This is a genomic window from Candidatus Enterococcus ikei, from assembly GCF_017316105.1.
Lineage (GTDB): Bacteria > Bacillota > Bacilli > Lactobacillales > Enterococcaceae > Enterococcus_L > Enterococcus_L ikei.
Genome location: NZ_JAFLWD010000032.1, coordinates 1 through 16,928, shown reverse-complemented (window position 1 = coordinate 16,928; position 16,928 = coordinate 1). Strand labels below are relative to the sequence as shown.

Genomic DNA, 16,928 nt, shown 5'->3' with positions numbered 1-16,928 from the left:
TAAATTTAAAAGTTAAAAAGTAGGTGGAAATATGCGTATTTTTTTGGATGAAGTCTATGATAGAAGAATCAACGTTTTAAGTTTTGTCGCTAGTAAAAGGCAAGAAGTTAGCTTGACAGAAATAGCAGAAGCGACAAATCTTTCGAAAAAAACAGTGTCAATCATCATCCGACAATTTGAACAAGAGTTAAACGTTACTGATGAATACTTTAAAGTGACGTACGTTCATCGTACATTGCAAAGTGTTTATGCCAATAATCTTGATTTAGTTAGTATCAGTAACAATTATTTGAAAATGTCTATTCTTTATAAAATGATCAGACATATCTTTTTAATGGAGCGAATTGATGCGATTACTTTTTGTGATTTAGAATTTATCAGCCCAGCAACGTTCTCGCGTCATCGAAGAAGACTTCAAAAAATACTAAATCAATGTGGATTAAATTTGACTCGATCAAATGAAATCACTGGAGATGAATTAAGAATTAGAAACTTCTTTTTTCTCTTTTTCGCTAATGCATCAGGCAACTGGGATTTTGAAACTAGGATTTATAACGAGATAAATGAATACTTCGGTCAGCGGATTCAAGGTTGGTACGAGTTAAATAGTATAAAAAAAAGCAAGTTATGTTTAATCATTTATATTTGCAATGTTCGATTTAGTCAGAAAAAAGTGATAGAAAAATCTATACTTACGGATTTAGCAAGAAAATTTCAAACAGGTACTCATACAAGGGTAATTTTTGACTATTTTCATTTAAAGAAAAATCGATCAGAAAATCAAGCTTGGGATGAAACAAGTGCTGCATTATTTTTACTTTACAAAGAAAGACTTGCTGAGGAAGAAAATTTTGAGATTGAAGTGTATCAAAATTTTTTTAATGAGTACAATTTTCCACTGGTAAACTATAGCCATTTGTTGGCTGAAAAATTGATCGATGTTTTTTTTCAAACAAATGATCGGTCGACTATTTATTGGCATATCAGAAAAGAAATAGACATGATGCATTTATTAATGGAAACCTGTTTTATAGATCCAAGAATGTTTTACTACATTTATGATGAAAGAAGCTTTTTTTATGCAGATAAAACGGAGCAAAAAATAAAAATAAAGATTCGAAAGGTCATCGAACAATTAATCACAGAAACAGAATATGGCAATTTTTTTGAAACAATCAAAGAATTCACTGCCGAAGAGGTACTGATCGATTACACCTACTTAATAACGTACACTATGTTAGTGAAATTTTTACAAGTAGATTTTCCTAAAGTTAGAATATTGATTCAGAATTCTAAAGTGTTTGTAGAACCCATCCTATCAAAAAAAATTACTTTGTTATTTGGCAACAAGGTTGAATTTGTGAAGAATCAGTTTTCATCCCCAGATATTATTGTGACGGATACGAAATTGATGGAATCAGATTCTAATGTGAAGGAAATATTTATTGCATCGTTTTCAAACAGTTCCGATTTTTCACTAATGCTAGAAGAAATAAGAAAGAAAATTATTGAACATTATACTAATCGGAAGCCATGCAATCTAGAATGATCATAGATTCTATTGAAAAAGAGCGTCGTTAGATTAGGCATTGTGCAAGGCATAGATTTTTCCGCTGATAAAAAGAATTAGTTCCCTCCAAGTTGCCTGATCATGTGAATGCTCCAAATGAAAGGTTTGATCATTTGTCTCTTCCCCCTCATAAGCATCCGAAATAATAACGTCGGCTTCAGTGATATCAAAGGTAAACACCAACGTTGCATCGCCAAAAATAATTAGGAGATTATTTTTGATAAAGTCATAGATAAAGTGATTTGGAGAATGTTGAATAAAAATCAGTAGCTTTGTATTCATTTCTCCACTTTTCAAAATAGAATGGAAAAATTTTGCCATAAGCGAGACAAAACCAGCGTTCATATGATTGCGTATTAAAGGTTCTTTAAGAAGGGTTTCTTTCACAAATAAACGATAAGATGGTTCGTCTGAAGAAAACCATTTTGCCTTGGATTCCACCGTATCATCAACGAGAAATTTTCTGAAATTTATACCAACAAAACGGATATAAATCAAACAAATAATCAGTAAATAATAATTTTCCAAATAATTATCAGTCGATAGCTTGACTTTGTATGTAGCCAAAAGCTTATCCAAAATACGTGTAGTCAATTCAGCCAATGGCAATTCAGAATGAATCAGCGTTTCGGCAATTTTTATTCTTTCTTCAGAGGAATCGATATTTGCAATCAGAAATCTTGATAAAAAACCAAAGAAATAGGCTTCATCCTTCTGATTGACTTGCTCAAAATCTACTTTTTCTAAATTTGAAAACAATCGAGTTGGTGAGACTGTCTCAAAATAGACAAGATAATCCATAAATTCTTTTGATAAACTCAAACTTTCTTTTCTATAGAGGACACGCCAGTAGGTGACATTTTGAAAATATCTCAGCCTTGTTTGTTGTGATGGTGAAAGGCGTTCATCATTTACAGCTAACGGAAGTGTTTGATAGGTACGTGGTGTTTTAGAAAAAGGCCATTCCAATCCTTTAAAAACTATCCAGAATAAAACAAAACCCAATACGCGAATATTTTGCTCGGCACCTTGAATATTGGTTTTATAAATGGTAGTAGAAAAAGAAATTTCCAGTTTAAAAGGACGTAAAAGCTTATTCAGAAACGTCAAATTTGAGTAAACATGAGATGGACTTAAGTTTAAATCCTGAGCTAATGCTTCAACAGAAATATAATGTCTTTTTAAGATTGCTTCAAGAATTGAAAATTTTTGTGAGATTTTTATGTAATACAGTCTCATAGAATCAAGAACGTAACTAAAAGGCAATGAAGGAGCCAATTCAATGATATAGACAAGTTTCTTTTTTTTGATTGTTACTTCGTTTTGTGTAAATACATTATTTAAATCATCGTTAAGTTGTTTTTTATAACGGTAAAAAGTCTTACTGGAAATATTGAATAAATCCATCATTTGCTGAGTAGTTGTCCCAGATTTAGCATATAGAAGTTGTTTCAATAGTTCAAAACGAAGGGTTTCATTTTTTTTCATAAAAATAGTTTCCATACCGTACGTAATGACTCCTTTCAAAATCTTGAAGCTATCATAACATGGATATTTACTGGGTGTATATTATTAGCTTTTATTCAGTAAATAAAAGTTGGATTTCAATAACTTCTCAGGACGGTAACGATATTGGAAACAAAATAAAACGAAATAATATACTATTATTTTTGAGGGTTTTATAAAAAAAATATATATTTCGGGATAAAAAACATAATACATAGAAAAAGGAGCAGAAGATATAGATGTGTAATATAGGAATGCTTTCTTTAGGAAAGACCGCTGAAACAAGACTCGACATAGAGGAAATCAAGCAAAAACATACCATTATTGAGCTGACAGAAGAGTTAGAGTGGTTGGAGACATTAGACGCGGTCATTCTGTTAGAAGAAAATATCAGCAATTTAAGTGGGATCTGTGAATTGATTTCTAAGATAAAAAAAAGATCAACTTGTTATATATGGGTCATGACAGCAACTGAAAATTCAGTAGGAAAATTAGTTTACTTACAATTAGGTGCAGATGAAGTTTTTGATTTAAACAGACAAGTAAAAGAAATTGAATTTATCATGGAAAACTCTTTACGAAGAGTTAATGATCTGCTTGCACAGGAATCTGTTACCTCAAAAAGTCATTCTAACGATGAGCTACTTAAACTAATTTCAAATAATAGCAGTGTGTTGATAGAAGGCAATCAAGAAATCGTCCTAACCAAATTAGAATTTCAAATGCTGGAGTTATTGTTACAAAATTTGGGAACGGCGGTTAGTTATGAAACTATTTATCAGACTCTGTGGAGAGCAGATACAGTAGAAAATAAGCAGTATAGAATCGCAAATGTTGTTTATCATTTGAGAAAAAAGATCGAAAAAAATGTTAAAAAACCTATATTTATAAAAACAGTTCGATCTAAAGGATATATGTTGAATATCTAATGCTGAATTCTCCACAAAAAATGTTTCAATAACTTCTTTGAGGGTTGACTAAGTTGGAAACGGCAGAAAATAAAACAATATATACTTATATTTCCTGAATATAATAAAAAAATAAATGATAAAGGACTGGAAACAGTAATGGGCAAAGAAGCCATAATAAAAAAGCTGTCCTGGAAATTCTATTTCTTAGAAGGGCTACTTGCTTGCATTTGGGCAATCTATTTAGTTGATTTTTATTCTTTTTACAAAGAAGCATACTTTTATATAGATAAGCGTTTATCGATGTTTCTGCGATTGCTATCTTTTTTGAATGAGAATTGGCAGGAATTATTTCTCTATTTTGTTTTAAGCTTTTTATTCATGTCACTGACACTATTTTTTACTTATTTTATTTACCTAACTCAGAAGAAAAAGCAGTCGGGCTATCAGTTTTTCTTGTATCTAAATGTAGGTTACTGCTTGGCTTTATTTATTAATTTATGTGGCATTATTTTTTTCATCCTCTTTATTTTAGCTGCAAGTTTAGTTTATATCATCTTCATTTTAGCGAATTGGGGAGCTTATAAAAATAGATTGCAGTATGAAGAAGATGAAATCATTGAGACAAAAGGACCTTTTGATACAGAGGAACAAGCGCAAAAAGAGGGACGATTGTTCCAGAGTCAAGGGATGGAAAAAGAAGGCTTTGTTTTAGTGGAAGAAGTTTATTTAGAAGTTGATGGAAAATACTATGTGGATATTTATAATGAACCGATAGAAAAGTGAGTTGTTAACTATTTAAAGTAAGGAGCATTCAAAAAATACATGAAAAAAAATAAATTAATCTATCCAGTTTTACTTATAATCGGGTGCCTATTTTTATTCCCTAACAAATCTTTTGCTGACGAGTCCTCAAATTTAGGATATACCGTTGTTGCTGTTCTCAACGGTAAACAAATCGATCCGGGCAAGAGTTACTTTTATATTCAAACGACTCCTGGAGAAGAGCAAGTTTTAAAAGTAAAAGTGAAAAGTACCCAAAAAGAACCAATCAAGGTGAAAATGTATACCACCAATGCTTTTACCGGAAACAACGGAACGATTGAATATACAGAGGATAAACGCTTATTAGATACAACCTTATCGCAGCCAATTTCTTCTATAGTCAAAGTAGAAACGCCAAGTTTAACCGTTGAGAAGTATGAAGAAAAAGAGGTTTTATTTAAACTAACGCCACCGGAAGACAGTTATAAAGGCGTCAAGATGGGCGCATTGGTTTTTGAAAAAGACGACTCAGACGATGAAAAACAAGTATCTAGTAAATTCGCTTATAGAATCGGACTGATTACATCTGAAACGGGCGATGATTACAAAGATTCAAAAACATTAAATATCTTAGATGCGAAATCAACACTTAAACGTGGGAAAAAAATGATCTTAGCAACATTGCAAAATCCAGAGCCGAAAATTCTTTCAGAGTTGGAAATAGTAGCCGAAGTCAGAGAAAAAGGCCAAGAAACTGTTTTAAAGAAAAGGCAAGTAGACAATTATATGTTGGCTCCTAACAGTAAATTTGATTTTGAAATGGATTGGGGAACGCGTTCAGTTAAAGCAGGCACGTATATTTTAACAATGAATGCAAACAATGGTTATTCTGAGTGGTCATTTGAAAAAGAGTTCGAGATTACAGCTGAACAAGCAAAAAAGATGAATGAGGAAAGTAGCTTTAAAATTATTACACCGATCTGGATTAAAGGAGCTACGATCTTATGTTTTATTCTAATGGGAATAATTACGCTATCACTTCTAGTAAGAAGAAAAAAAATGGAAATAGCATGGAAGAAAAGACGGAAAAAAAGAAAAAAGAAAGAAGGAAAGTAAGATGAAAAAATATATTTTACTAGTATTTTTTCTGACTACAATCTTGGGAGGTGAAATGTGGGGGAACGCAGAAGCAACTAGTAAATCTGATACAACAGATTTAAAGATCACTTTTTTTAAAAGTGAAGCCCCGACGCTTAAAGAACCGATTATTGAAAGTTTGCATTTGCCAGAAGGAAATCTGTCGATTACTCACAAAGGCAAGCTGCCTTCTACAGGGGATTTAATCACTTCCTTGATTTGGACACTTATAGGCTGTTCAGTGCTTATTATTTTAGTCGGAGTTTATAGTTTGAAAAATATTATGTTAACTAAATTATAGGATGGGGAAATAAAATGATTGATTATTTATGGATTTTTATATTGGGAGGCATTGCAATTGTGTCGCTATTAGTATTTTTGACCACTTTGGCAAGAGATGTATTTCTAATAAAAAAGTTAAGAAAAAAGAAACAAGGATTACTTCTAAATTTCAGCTTACTGTTTATTACATTAACTAGTTTAGGCTTGATTACTTATTTATTCACACTCTTACGAGAGCAAATAGAACTTTTAAAATAATTTTATGAACAACTTATAACAGTAACTGTCACCAAACTATATTTATGCTATTAAAGGATGGTATAAAAATGAAAAAAACAGTAATGATTACTTTATTATCAGCAGCAACTTTGTTGTTATTTGCAAATACAGCGGATGCGAAATCTTTTGATGATAAAACAGATGTTGGGGTCAATTTTAAATCGGATGAACCAACAGTTCAAGGGGAAAACAAACCATATAAAGATAACTTAGCACTTGTTTGGAAACCATCAAGTTTTCAATTTGGGGAACAAAAAGCTGTTGGAAATTCAGCAACATTTAGTAATGTGATCCAAAGTAACCAATATTTGATTGTCAATGATGACAGAAAAACGGCATCCACTCCTTGGGCGTTAAAAGCTAGCTTATCTGAACTGAAATCAACAGACGGTTCGAAATCATTGGCTTCAAAATTAACGTTCGCTTTAAGTGATGCACAATCATACACGATCGGCGACACGATTGGTGAAGACAATGACTACATCCCAAATAAACCAGAAGCTTCTGGAAGTTTAGGAACACTAGATCCAAATGCAGGAATTACACTTGGTGATGGTAAAGTGAAAGCAATGACTTTAGTAGCTGGTGAAACAACTGGTCAAGCTGTTTTAGAGAAAAAAGCAGCGAATGATGTTAAAGGCGGCGTGGCAACATTGATTAAAGATGCTAAATTAGTTGTAACAGATGCCAAAGCAGATCAAGCAGCAGGAGAGTCATTTACAGGGTATGTAACATGGACGTTAGATGATTTACAACCTTAACAACTAGAAAAAAATAAAACTGCATGAATATAGGTTGGGTAGAGAGTTATTGTTATAAGTTGTTCATTAAAAAATGAATTAAGAGGTTAGGAATCAATGGAAAAAAAGAGAATCTATTTGGGACTATTAGCGATTTTGTTTCTATTTCTATATCCTAGTATTAGTTTTGCGGAAGAAGATACGACCAATGAGATCAGTGGATTTTCCTATGAAATTCTATTTCCTGAAAATCAAGTTGATAAAGAAGTTGGTTACTATGACCTTTTAATGAAAGCAAGCCAAACTCAAACGATCCATTTAAAAATAAATAATACATCGGATCAAGCAATGAACATCGAGATTCGAATCAATAGTGCTAAAACAAATGGGAATGGTGTTATTGAATATGGACCGAATGAGTTAAAAAAAGATACGTCACTAAAATATGATTTAGCCGAAATTATCAAAGGACCGGATGAAGTCGTGATTCCAGCAAATAGTAGTGAGGTAATTGCATTTGACCTAACTATGCCAGTAACTAATTTTGAAGGGTATGTTGCAGGTGGCATCCAGTTGAAACCCGTACTTCAAGAAAAGCAAGAGCAAACGGAACAAAATGCAATTGTTAACAAATTCGCCTTTTTGATTGGTGTGCTGCTCCATGAATCAGATGTAAAAAAAGTAACACCTGAGCTGAAATTAAATGATATCGCCCTAAAATTAAAAGAAGGAAGCTATACATTATTTGTGAATCTATCTAATACAAAAGGGATTTTTTTGGAAAATATGACAGCAAAAATCCGTATCAACGAAAAAGGAAAAACAAAAAATTTATTTGAATTACAGAAAAATAATATGAGAATGGCACCGAATTCAATGATTAATTTGCCTGTTTTTTTATCTTATAAAGAAATAACCGCAGGTGAATATACAGCGAATATTCAAATCACTACTGAAAATGGCTGGACTTGGACTTGGGTAAAAAACTTTACGTTATCGAAAGTAGCAGCACAAAAAATTAAACAACCTACTCAGAAAAAGACCACTCGTAACTTTAATGCTAGGTGGCTCATAGTAATAATAACACTACTGACGATCTGTTTTAGCATAGGGTTATTCATATTTAAAAGGAAGAGATAAATTATAAATCCTTATAGAAAGGGTGCAGTGCATGAAAAAAATAAAAATAACGCTGATGTGCGGATTTGGTATGCTATTTAGTTTGTGTTTATTTATCGTTACAAGTCCTTCAACGAAAATACAAGCGATATCAGGAGAAAAACAGAATCACTCTGACCTTATCCATAATAGAAGTAATTTCTCTGATAGTACAGTTCCAGGAATTCCGTTAGAGGGACTTTTTAAGATACCATCATTAGCAAAAAGTAAGATAGTAGATAATAAAGTAATTATCACTGAAAATGAGAATAATCAAACAGGGGCTATTTTTTCAACAGATGACATGAAATTGAATTTAACGAAAAAATTTATTGCAGAGATGTTTATAAAAATTGACGGTGATGCTGATGGTGTGACGTTTGTTATGCATAATGACATAGGTGCAACAATAACTTTCGATAAAAATTTAGGTGGTGCTTTGGGCGTATATCCTAACATAATCCGTTCTTATTATGATCCTCCCCAGTTACTTAAATCAATGAAAAAAAGTTTGGCTGTTGAATTTGATACGTATAATCAAATTGGTGATGGTTATTATGATAATGGTATTGACCTGAATAATGGTTTTGGGCATGTTGCATATACATTTCCAGATCGAATAGAAGAATATAAACTTGGCAGTTGGGATAAGATTTTGGCGTTGAAGCATCATTCAGTACAGTATCCGAGCTTCAAGTTGGGTGATAATACATGGAGAAAGTTCAGTATTATTTGGTCACCATGGGATGCATCAAATAATGGACAGCTGGAATATCAACTTGACGGATTAGAACCTGTAAAGGCAATAATACCCCGCTCAACATTTGATACGGATTCTGTTTATTGGGGCTTTACAGGATCTACAGGAGGGAAAACTGAAAGTGCGATGGTTTCATTTGCCAGTGTTCCTGGCTTAATCTATTACGAAGATACATTGAGTGTCCTTGATTTGGCAGGAAATGTAATGAATAGTGACAATGTAGTAAGGAATGGTTCAGAGCTTATGGTACACTATTCAGGAGAATACAATGGTGGAATAAGAGATTTGTTAAAACCTGTTATAACATTCGGTCTAACTAGTGGTCAAGTATATCAAGAAGGTTCACTTGTTGTGAATGGACAAAGTGTGACGCCTACCATTTTTGAAAGCTCTCTAAAGGTGAACTTAGCGGATCTTTCGGTTGAAAATAAAGAGGTAGAAGTGAGCTTTAAAATAAAAAATGAGGGGTTCCAATCGTTGGCTAAACCAACAGTTACCAGTAATCTTTCAGGAAGTAACTATATGCAAATAGAAGGCTCTTCTGTTTCTTATACAATAGACGATGCTCCACCAGCTGGAGTTGGAAAATTAACCGTACTTGGTCAAGGCGACGCCTCAAAAATTTTAGAGGCGACCGACTATAAACAATTCGTAAGCGCATTAAGTGATGATTATTCATCTGAAGAAGAAATAACCGTTTCGCTAAAACCAGATCAAGAAATCGAAAGTAAAGTGAAACAATTAGGTCCAGCTAATTTCGAATTGATCGCCAAAGATGGAGCTGGCAATGAAGCGATAATTAAAGTACCGATTTTTGTTAAAAAGGAAAACGATCAAGTCGTGACGGATGGGACGTTTTTGTTAAAAGGAAATCATTTTAGCATGAAAAAAAAGGATTATCCTAAAACAGAGAGTGAATTGAAAACAACAATCATAAACAAATCAGCGTTAGAATTATGGATGTTCGATCAGGCTGGCAATTATGAAAAATTGGATGCAAACATGATTTTAGTCAACCTTACTCAACTACCAACACCTGGCATTATTCCAGAATCTAAAATCTATTCAATGGTAGTTACTACTTCCAATAGTAAATTAGTACTCAATCTTGAAATGGAGATCAATGATGCTTCAATTCGAATTCTATTTTTGAACGAAGCAGGAAAACAATTGCGTGAGCCGATTGAGTTGATGGGCAATGTAGGGGAGATAAAAGATTTAACGAAAGAAGTTGTCGTTCAAAAAGCCGTTCAAGGAATTAAGGAAAAACAGTATGAATTGACAGAATCTCCTAGTGCAGAATCGTCCATTCCAATTGAAATCGATGGTGTTTCTGTATATTACAAGTTTAAAGGAAAGTTGTTTATTGAATCATTCCCATCAAGTTTAAACTTTGGTGATACCTATTTAACTCGTCCCTTTATTAAAGAAGAACAACCTGTATACGATATTCCTTTGGTTATTGGCGATACACGAAATAGCAAAACACCATGGACTTTGACTGCAACATTAGAGCAACCATTAACAAGCGAAGAAAATCCAAGTGAAGTCTTATCAAGAGCAATTTGGTATAAAGTAAATGATACAACGAAAGTGCCACTATACAAAGGTGAAGCACAACCTGTTGAAGTTGGAACAGTTTCAGAATCTGGAGAATACAATATCAGCAAAAGCTGGGAGTCGAAGAATACAGGCGTGCAGTTAAATGTATTTTCCAATGAAATCATTCAAAAAGGGAAATATAAAGCCGCGATTTTATGGCAAGTAGCTGCAACGCCTTAAGTCTTTTCTTTTTTTAGCTAGATTCATGTATAATACTCTTAATCAACTAAGAGGAGTCGTCTAAATGGAAATCGATAATCTGTTACCTATAACCACTAGACAAGAACTAAGAACCTGGCTAAAAACCAACAGCACAACTGAAAAATATTGCTGGATTATCGTCAGCATCAAACCTGAACCTAATAAAATCCAATATTTAGATGCTGTAGAAGAAGCGTTGTGTTTCGGCTGGATCGATGGCATCAAAAAGAAAATTTCTGATACCCAAACCGCACAACGTCTGTCACCCAGAGCGAAAAAAAGTCCTTGGACGGAATTAAACAAAGAACGCGTCCGTCGTCTAGAACGACTAGGATTGATGACAGAACAAGGTAGAAAAGTTCTACCAGATATGACGGAAGCTTCTTTTCAAATAGATGAGGTGATCGCAGAACGACTAAAAGAGGACGTGGAAATCTATGCGATTTTTCTATCATTCCCAGAGCTATATCGCCGTATCCGCATCGATACGATTCAAAATTATAAACATCAGCCGGAATTATTTGAGAAACGCTTGGATAAATTTCTGGAAAATACAAAGGCAGAAAAAATGTATGGCGCTTGGCATGATGAAGGCCGATTGCTCGAATAAGTAAAAAAGCTGAACAAGAAAAGTTCAGCTTTTTTACTTGCCTTGGAGTTCACTTCATGGTTTATGATAAACATAACGAATAGAAATGAGGGCAAGGTTATGACTAAAACATTATATTTGATGAGACATGGCGAAACATTATTCAATCAACAGAAAAAAATTCAAGGCTGGTGTGATTCTCCACTTACAGAAAAAGGCATTAAACAAGCACAAATTGCAGGAACCTATTTCAAGGATCGTAACATTACTTTTGATAGCGCATACGCTTCTACTTCTGAACGAGCAAGTGATACGTTGGAACAAGTCACTGACCAATCGTATAAAAGGGTAAAAGGCTTGAAAGAATGGAACTTTGGGCGTTTTGAATCAGAGAGTGAGTCGTTGAATCCACCATTACCATATGGTGATTTCTTCGCTGGATTTGGCGGAGAAGAAGAAGTTCAATTTAGACAACGAGTGTCCGAAGCCTTGATGGACATCATGAACGAAGCTGGAGAAACAGTTTTAGCGGTTTCTCATGGCGCAGCTTGCCGTCAATTTATGCGAAACTGGGCGCATACTAGTGAAGTGGATCAAAAAGACCGATTAGGAAATTGTTGTATTTTGAAATTTGAATTTGAGCATGATACATTTAAATTATTAGAAATCATCAATCATGATTATTCAAGTTTAGGATAAGTAAGCAAGGAGGAGACCAAGTTGAACAGTAAAGAAGCAGCTGAAATGTTTGGCTTAACGACTGACACAGTTCGTTACTATGAACGAGTGGGTGTTATTCCGCCAATCAAACGGGATAAAAACGGCTACCGTGTCTATACAACAAGAGACCTGAATTGGATTTATTTAGCAAAAAGTTTACGTCATGCAGGAGTCTCGATCGAGTCTTTGATCGAATTTGCTACACTTTCTCAACTTGGGGGAAATGTTGAGCAGGCACAAAAACAGATCTTGCAAGACCAACTCCAAGAGATCACTGGAAAATTAGAAGAAATGACCAAAACGCGTGATTTATTGCAATACAAAATCGATACTTATGATGAGCATATCGCCAAGTTCAAATCAGGAGAAGTCACATCAGACAATGTTGAAGAGCTTTGGAAGGTAAATCATAAAAAGTAAGAATAAACAGCTTGCTATGAAGCTGACTCCATAGTTTATAGTGAAGTTGTTAGACACTCATAGAACCAAAAAGAGATGGAGGAAAGACAAATGCAAGCAGTCAAATTGAACAACGGAATAGAGATCCCTATTTTAGGCTTCGGTACGTATCAAATCACAGATTCTAAAGAAGCTGAGCAAGCAGTGATTGATGCCATCAAGGTAGGTTACCGTCATATTGACACGGCCCAATCCTATAGGAATGAAGAGGCAGTCGGTAGAGGAATTGCAGCTTCGGGTATACCTCGCGAAGAACTGTTTATTACGACTAAAATTTGGGTAGAAAATGTTTCTTATGAAGGAGTCAAGGAATCTTTTGAGCGGTCTCTGGACAGATTAGGTCTGAATTATGTTGATTTATTATTATTACATCAACCGTATAATGATATTTATGGTGCATGGCGGGCAATGGAGGAACTGCAAGAAGCTGGGAAAATTCGTGCAATCGGTGTTTCAAACTTTGCAGTAGATCGCGCAGTTGATTTAGCTGAGTTCAATAAAGTAGTGCCGCAAATCAATCAAATCGAGATCAATCCCTTCAATCAGCAAACCAAAAATATCGAAGCTTTAAAAGCAGAAGGCATCATCCCAGAAGCGTGGGCGCCATTTGCAGAAGGCAAAAATGGGATTTTTACAAATGAAATCCTTACGACCATTGGCGATAAATATCATAAATCTGTAGCGCAAGTTATTGTTCGGTGGTTGATCGAGCAAGAGGTCGTTGTTCTAGCAAAGTCGGTAAAACCAGAGCGAATGGCTGAAAATTTGGCTGTGTTTGATTTTGAACTGTCAGAAGAAGACAAAGCAGCAATTGCTACATTAAATGAAGGGGAAAGCCAATTTTTCTCCCATGCAGATCCTGAGATGATCAGATGGATGGCTGGCAGAAAGATGAATGTGTAAGGGACTAATAGTGAATAGTAAGAAACAGAGAAACTACGATCAAAAACTGGTGAAATTTACACGTTTTTGATCGTAGTTTTTTTATTTAAACAGGAAATAGCCTGCGTATTTATTTGCTATAATATGGAGGTGCTGATTCCTTGAAACCTTGATAAATCAACATGATACGAATTGTATCAGTGCAACATTTCAGTATGATACGAAAAGTGGCTATCTTTTATTATAAGTTATCAAGATAATAAAAAAAGAAGGAGGCGATACTATGAACATAGGTGATAAAATCAAAGAGCAACGACTAAAAAAAGAATTAACACAAGAACAATTAAGTGACTTATTAAATGTTTCGCGTTCGACTGTCTCAAGTTGGGAAGTCGGAAGAAATTATCCAGATTTAGAAACGATTGTAGCAATCAGTGATTTGTTCAGTATCTCTCTTGATAATTTATTACGGGAGGATACAGAAATGGCAAAAGATTTATCTAAAAAAGTGAAATGGAACAAATACTATAAGCGAATTTTGATCGTAATTGGAATACTTGCTGTGATTTATGTAGGGTTTAACGGTAAGTTGAGAATGGATGAACAACGCTATTTAAAGAATCTTGCAGCACACTCTTGGAAGCAGGATGATTATAAATACGCAGGGAGCTATGCTTTAAAAGAAGCAGATGTCTTGTATTCAACGTATATTCTTGAGACAGGGTTCAATCCTATTCCATTATCTGAGCGTCATCCATGGGTCATTGCTAGAAAAGGTAAACTTGTTGTTGAAGTCAAAGAAGGCAATAAACGATATGTCATTATTGCAAAGGATAATGATCCAAACGTGACATATGATGCAACTGTTGAAGTAGATGAGGCTGGAAACGTAATAAAAAGTAATCCGAGTTGGTCAAAAGAAAAAGAAGAGTCGTTGAAAGAGTATTTGAAAAAATACCAAAAAGAATATGCACAACTATTCAAGCAAACTATTGTCAAAAGACAAGAAATCGTAGGATAGAGAAAAAAAGGATGACGAGAAAAAAGCGTTTAGCTCCGAGATTTAAGTAGGGACTATGCAACATCGATTCGTACCTTAGTGTGTTATATCGCAATAAGATCGAAGTGTAAAGAAGTAGTTTCTATTTTCTCGTCGTTTATTCAGATTTAAAGCCCGAAACAAAAAACTGATTTTGCGTTTTGCTTCGGGCTTTTTTTGAATAGTTGATAAATTATTTTTTGCTATTTCGATATAAAATATCTTCTGAATCACCATTAGACCATATTTTTCCAGAAGTAGCATCAAAGTCTTCGTTTTCTAATTGGATACAGCGAATCCGTTGATTATTGTATGTTTTATAATAATAATTCAATGAACTATTGACCATAACAGAAGTATATTGTGTATAGTCATAAGCTTGCGTAGTTTTTACAACACCTTTAGGGATATCAACATTAGCAAGTACATGAAACATGGAGGTAACGCCATCTAATTCCGTTTGGACCTCTTGCAAACAAGTTTTTAAGAAGACCGCTCTGACAAATCTTGATGGCGGAGTAAAATCACCAGGCAGACCAAAGGCACCCGTTCCCTCACCAAATGGTTTCATGACCATATCTTTTAAATGAACTTCTGTTTTTTGTTCAGGTTGAAGCTCGATATAATTTCTTAAATTCGTTGTATGCCATTTGTAATCAGGACTATTGGTCATAACACCGATCGTATTTTCATGAATGTGTAATGTTTGTTCTGTGTATTCAATGACAATACTTTTCCCTGTTTTATCCGTGATGACCCAATGAAGAGGTAAGACGATTCCTAAGAATTTTAAGGCTGTGTCTTCAACTTGGGTATTTTCCATGATACGTGTTACTTCTTCGATAGTTGAACAAGTAGAAAGTAAAAAAGGTACAACATCGTGTGGTGCTAAAGTATATTTTTTTGAAGTATCTTGACTATTATAGTCAGCATAACCTGAAAAATAGAGGGCTGCGCAGGAGAGACCTTTTTCGTTTAAGCCATCAGCAAAGACAAAATGTTCTTTATCTACTTGTCGCGCCATTCCTACAAAAGCATAGTCGTTTTTGCGGTCATAGCTTTCATCATTGACGAATACAAATTTATTCCGCGGAATAAAAGTTGGTTCGGCCTCAAGAACAACCGCAAAATCCATTGTTCTTGCTAATAAGACATGTTGATCTTTCGTCATCATCGTAATACTTGTACACATAGATTATCGCTCCCTCTTTTTAATGAAATAAATAGTTTATCTAAAAAAATAAGATTATAGAATAATTTAAGCTAAAGTGAACTTTCTAAAAGTTTAACGTAGTTTAAAGTTATAATCAAATATATACTATAGAAATTCTAGCGGCTTAATGTTGGTAAAAGTGTATCAGTATTTACTTTTTTATTATAATGCTATGATAGATTCATATTTTATTTTGTTATTTATTCGAGGGGGATTTATGATGGAGGGAGAACGTTTTACTAAAAAGGGACATTTAAGAACCGCTGTCCATTTAAGTAGTCTGATTTATCTAGTTATACTATTATTTTTAGTAATCAATCAGCGAGGATTTTTTGAAACTATTATTCGGAAATCTTTTCGAATCACGGTCAATAATGTGCTAACTTTTTTTTCATCTAAAGATTGGCAAGCAGGATTAACCGACAAAGTTAGTCAGGTAGTAACGAATTTGAGCATACTGGTTATTATCCAGACTATTGTTGTGCTAGCGGGATTAGTGCTTGTGGGGTACCTTTTATGGCGATTAAGAAAAAAGGATCAGTGGCATTTGAGTGAGAAATTATTAGTGATAGGTTATTTATTTTTAGTGATTGCTCTTTTAACCGTATTAACAAAAATGACAATAGAAATGTATCAAACTTATACAGTGATCGATCAGCGAATCAATAGTCTGAGTGTACAAGAACTCAATCGTTTTCAGGAAAAACTCTCAGATATCTTCCGTCAGTCTACCTTTACTTTAGATCAGTTGATTCCAAGTGTTATGTCCTTGTTGGAGCAATTGAAGGAATTGATTCACACAACCAGAAACATTGCGGGTATTCCAAATCTTGTTCAGGAAACATGGGAACAGTTACTTGTTTTGAAGAATTGGTTAGTTGGATTGAGCCTGAGTGCTGTTGCTATTATTCTAGTGGGTCATATGACAGAAGGGATTCGTATCTTGAAAAATAGTCAGTGGATAGAAGTGAAGTTACAGCGGACGAAAAGAAGTCGTCAAATAGAGTTGAACGAACGATTGGTAGAAGTGATTGAGCAGCAACAAGAGTTAATTCAGCTTTTATCAAAGGAAAAACGTAAATAATATCCTATATAAAAAAAGTGGCTGAGCTATAACT

Annotated in this window: 17 protein-coding genes; 15 read left to right on the top strand and 2 right to left on the bottom strand. The window is 34.1% G+C overall.

The features are described from left to right. Positions 1-31 precede the first annotated feature (31 nt). Positions 32-1,549: a helix-turn-helix domain-containing protein gene (locus tag JZO69_RS12075; protein WP_207113124.1), complete on the top strand. Its 1,518-nt coding sequence runs from the start codon at positions 32-34 to the stop codon at positions 1,547-1,549. A 33-nt stretch (positions 1,550-1,582) separates the two neighbouring features. On the opposite strand, the gene JZO69_RS12070 is transcribed toward JZO69_RS12075, so the two are convergent. Further along, on the bottom strand, positions 1,583-3,058 hold the full coding sequence (locus JZO69_RS12070) for a helix-turn-helix domain-containing protein (protein WP_207113123.1): 1,476 nt from the start codon (positions 3,056-3,058) through the stop codon (positions 1,583-1,585). 257 nt (positions 3,059-3,315) lie between these two features. Between JZO69_RS12070 and JZO69_RS12065 the strand changes: the two genes are divergently transcribed. The 13 genes from JZO69_RS12065 to JZO69_RS12005 all read left to right on the top strand — a co-directional run bounded on the left by JZO69_RS12065 (position 3,316) and on the right by JZO69_RS12005 (position 14,579). Further along, a complete protein-coding gene (locus tag JZO69_RS12065; RefSeq protein WP_207113122.1) occupies positions 3,316-4,005 on the top strand; it encodes a DNA-binding response regulator in 690 nt (229 codons plus the stop codon). 138 nt (positions 4,006-4,143) lie between these two features. After that, positions 4,144-4,770, top strand: a complete 627-nt coding sequence (locus JZO69_RS12060) for a hypothetical protein (RefSeq protein WP_207113121.1) — start codon at positions 4,144-4,146, stop codon at positions 4,768-4,770. A gap of 39 nt (positions 4,771-4,809) precedes the next feature. Beyond that, the gene (locus JZO69_RS12055) at positions 4,810-5,865 is read left to right on the top strand and encodes a WxLIP family cell surface protein (protein WP_207113120.1); all 1,056 of its coding nucleotides are present in this window, start codon (positions 4,810-4,812) and stop codon (positions 5,863-5,865) included. 1 nt (position 5,866) lies between these two features. Beyond that, positions 5,867-6,187 carry a hypothetical protein gene (locus JZO69_RS12050; protein ID WP_207113119.1) on the top strand — a complete coding sequence of 107 codons (321 nt, stop codon included), beginning with the start codon at positions 5,867-5,869 and terminating at the stop codon, positions 6,185-6,187. A 14-nt stretch (positions 6,188-6,201) separates the two neighbouring features. Beyond that, positions 6,202-6,426, top strand: coding sequence for a hypothetical protein (locus JZO69_RS12045; RefSeq protein WP_010770510.1), 225 nt, complete (start codon positions 6,202-6,204; stop codon positions 6,424-6,426). Positions 6,427-6,494: 68 nt separating this feature from the next. Beyond that, positions 6,495-7,208: a WxL domain-containing protein gene (locus JZO69_RS12040; RefSeq protein WP_207113118.1), complete on the top strand. Its 714-nt coding sequence runs from the start codon at positions 6,495-6,497 to the stop codon at positions 7,206-7,208. A gap of 96 nt (positions 7,209-7,304) precedes the next feature. Beyond that, complete coding sequence (locus JZO69_RS12035) at positions 7,305-8,327, top strand: WxLIP family cell surface protein (protein WP_207113117.1); 1,023 nt, start codon at positions 7,305-7,307, stop codon at positions 8,325-8,327. 31 nt (positions 8,328-8,358) lie between these two features. After that, entirely contained in the window at positions 8,359-10,887 is a 2,529-nt protein-coding gene (locus tag JZO69_RS12030; RefSeq protein ID WP_207113116.1) for an L-type lectin-domain containing protein, read from the top strand. A gap of 64 nt (positions 10,888-10,951) precedes the next feature. Then, entirely contained in the window at positions 10,952-11,518 is a 567-nt protein-coding gene (locus JZO69_RS12025; protein WP_207113115.1) for a YdeI/OmpD-associated family protein, read from the top strand. A 99-nt stretch (positions 11,519-11,617) separates the two neighbouring features. Next, the gene (locus JZO69_RS12020; RefSeq protein WP_207113114.1) at positions 11,618-12,196 is read left to right on the top strand and encodes a histidine phosphatase family protein; all 579 of its coding nucleotides are present in this window, start codon (positions 11,618-11,620) and stop codon (positions 12,194-12,196) included. A 21-nt stretch (positions 12,197-12,217) separates the two neighbouring features. Continuing rightward, the gene (locus JZO69_RS12015) at positions 12,218-12,637 is read left to right on the top strand and encodes a MerR family transcriptional regulator (protein WP_207113113.1); all 420 of its coding nucleotides are present in this window, start codon (positions 12,218-12,220) and stop codon (positions 12,635-12,637) included. Positions 12,638-12,727: 90 nt separating this feature from the next. Then, positions 12,728-13,579 carry an aldo/keto reductase gene (locus JZO69_RS12010; protein WP_207113112.1) on the top strand — a complete coding sequence of 284 codons (852 nt, stop codon included), beginning with the start codon at positions 12,728-12,730 and terminating at the stop codon, positions 13,577-13,579. 262 nt (positions 13,580-13,841) lie between these two features. Further along, positions 13,842-14,579 (top strand): helix-turn-helix domain-containing protein, encoded by a 738-nt coding sequence (locus JZO69_RS12005; RefSeq protein ID WP_207113111.1) that lies wholly within the window; start codon positions 13,842-13,844, stop codon positions 14,577-14,579. 211 nt (positions 14,580-14,790) lie between these two features. On the opposite strand, the gene JZO69_RS12000 is transcribed toward JZO69_RS12005, so the two are convergent. After that, the gene (locus JZO69_RS12000) at positions 14,791-15,789 is read right to left on the bottom strand and encodes a linear amide C-N hydrolase (RefSeq protein ID WP_207113110.1); all 999 of its coding nucleotides are present in this window, start codon (positions 15,787-15,789) and stop codon (positions 14,791-14,793) included. A 241-nt stretch (positions 15,790-16,030) separates the two neighbouring features. Here JZO69_RS12000 and JZO69_RS11995 point away from each other — a divergent pair, with 241 nt between their 5' ends. After that, positions 16,031-16,894 carry a hypothetical protein gene (locus tag JZO69_RS11995; protein ID WP_242586796.1) on the top strand — a complete coding sequence of 288 codons (864 nt, stop codon included), beginning with the start codon at positions 16,031-16,033 and terminating at the stop codon, positions 16,892-16,894. Positions 16,895-16,928 lie beyond the last annotated feature (34 nt).

Bases quoted from the DNA above. Each gene is read 5' to 3' on its own strand.
- JZO69_RS12050 (WP_207113119.1), top strand. From the start codon at position 5,867: ATGAAAAAATATATTTTACTAGTATTTTTTCTGACTACAATCTTGGGA.
- JZO69_RS12035 (WP_207113117.1), top strand. From the start codon at position 7,305: ATGGAAAAAAAGAGAATCTATTTGGGACTATTAGCGATTTTGTTTCTA.
- JZO69_RS12065 (WP_207113122.1), top strand. From the start codon at position 3,316: ATGTGTAATATAGGAATGCTTTCTTTAGGAAAGACCGCTGAAACAAGA.
- JZO69_RS11995 (WP_242586796.1), top strand. From the start codon at position 16,031: ATGGAGGGAGAACGTTTTACTAAAAAGGGACATTTAAGAACCGCTGTC.
- JZO69_RS12025 (WP_207113115.1), top strand. From the start codon at position 10,952: ATGGAAATCGATAATCTGTTACCTATAACCACTAGACAAGAACTAAGA.
- JZO69_RS12045 (WP_010770510.1), top strand. From the start codon at position 6,202: ATGATTGATTATTTATGGATTTTTATATTGGGAGGCATTGCAATTGTG.
- JZO69_RS12005 (WP_207113111.1), top strand. From the start codon at position 13,842: ATGAACATAGGTGATAAAATCAAAGAGCAACGACTAAAAAAAGAATTA.
- JZO69_RS12000 (WP_207113110.1), bottom strand. From the start codon at position 15,789: ATGTGTACAAGTATTACGATGATGACGAAAGATCAACATGTCTTATTA.
- JZO69_RS12060 (WP_207113121.1), top strand. From the start codon at position 4,144: ATGGGCAAAGAAGCCATAATAAAAAAGCTGTCCTGGAAATTCTATTTC.
- JZO69_RS12055 (WP_207113120.1), top strand. From the start codon at position 4,810: ATGAAAAAAAATAAATTAATCTATCCAGTTTTACTTATAATCGGGTGC.
- JZO69_RS12030 (WP_207113116.1), top strand. From the start codon at position 8,359: ATGAAAAAAATAAAAATAACGCTGATGTGCGGATTTGGTATGCTATTT.
- JZO69_RS12070 (WP_207113123.1), bottom strand. From the start codon at position 3,058: ATGAAAAAAAATGAAACCCTTCGTTTTGAACTATTGAAACAACTTCTA.
- JZO69_RS12040 (WP_207113118.1), top strand. From the start codon at position 6,495: ATGAAAAAAACAGTAATGATTACTTTATTATCAGCAGCAACTTTGTTG.
- JZO69_RS12075 (WP_207113124.1), top strand. From the start codon at position 32: ATGCGTATTTTTTTGGATGAAGTCTATGATAGAAGAATCAACGTTTTA.
- JZO69_RS12020 (WP_207113114.1), top strand. From the start codon at position 11,618: ATGACTAAAACATTATATTTGATGAGACATGGCGAAACATTATTCAAT.
- JZO69_RS12010 (WP_207113112.1), top strand. From the start codon at position 12,728: ATGCAAGCAGTCAAATTGAACAACGGAATAGAGATCCCTATTTTAGGC.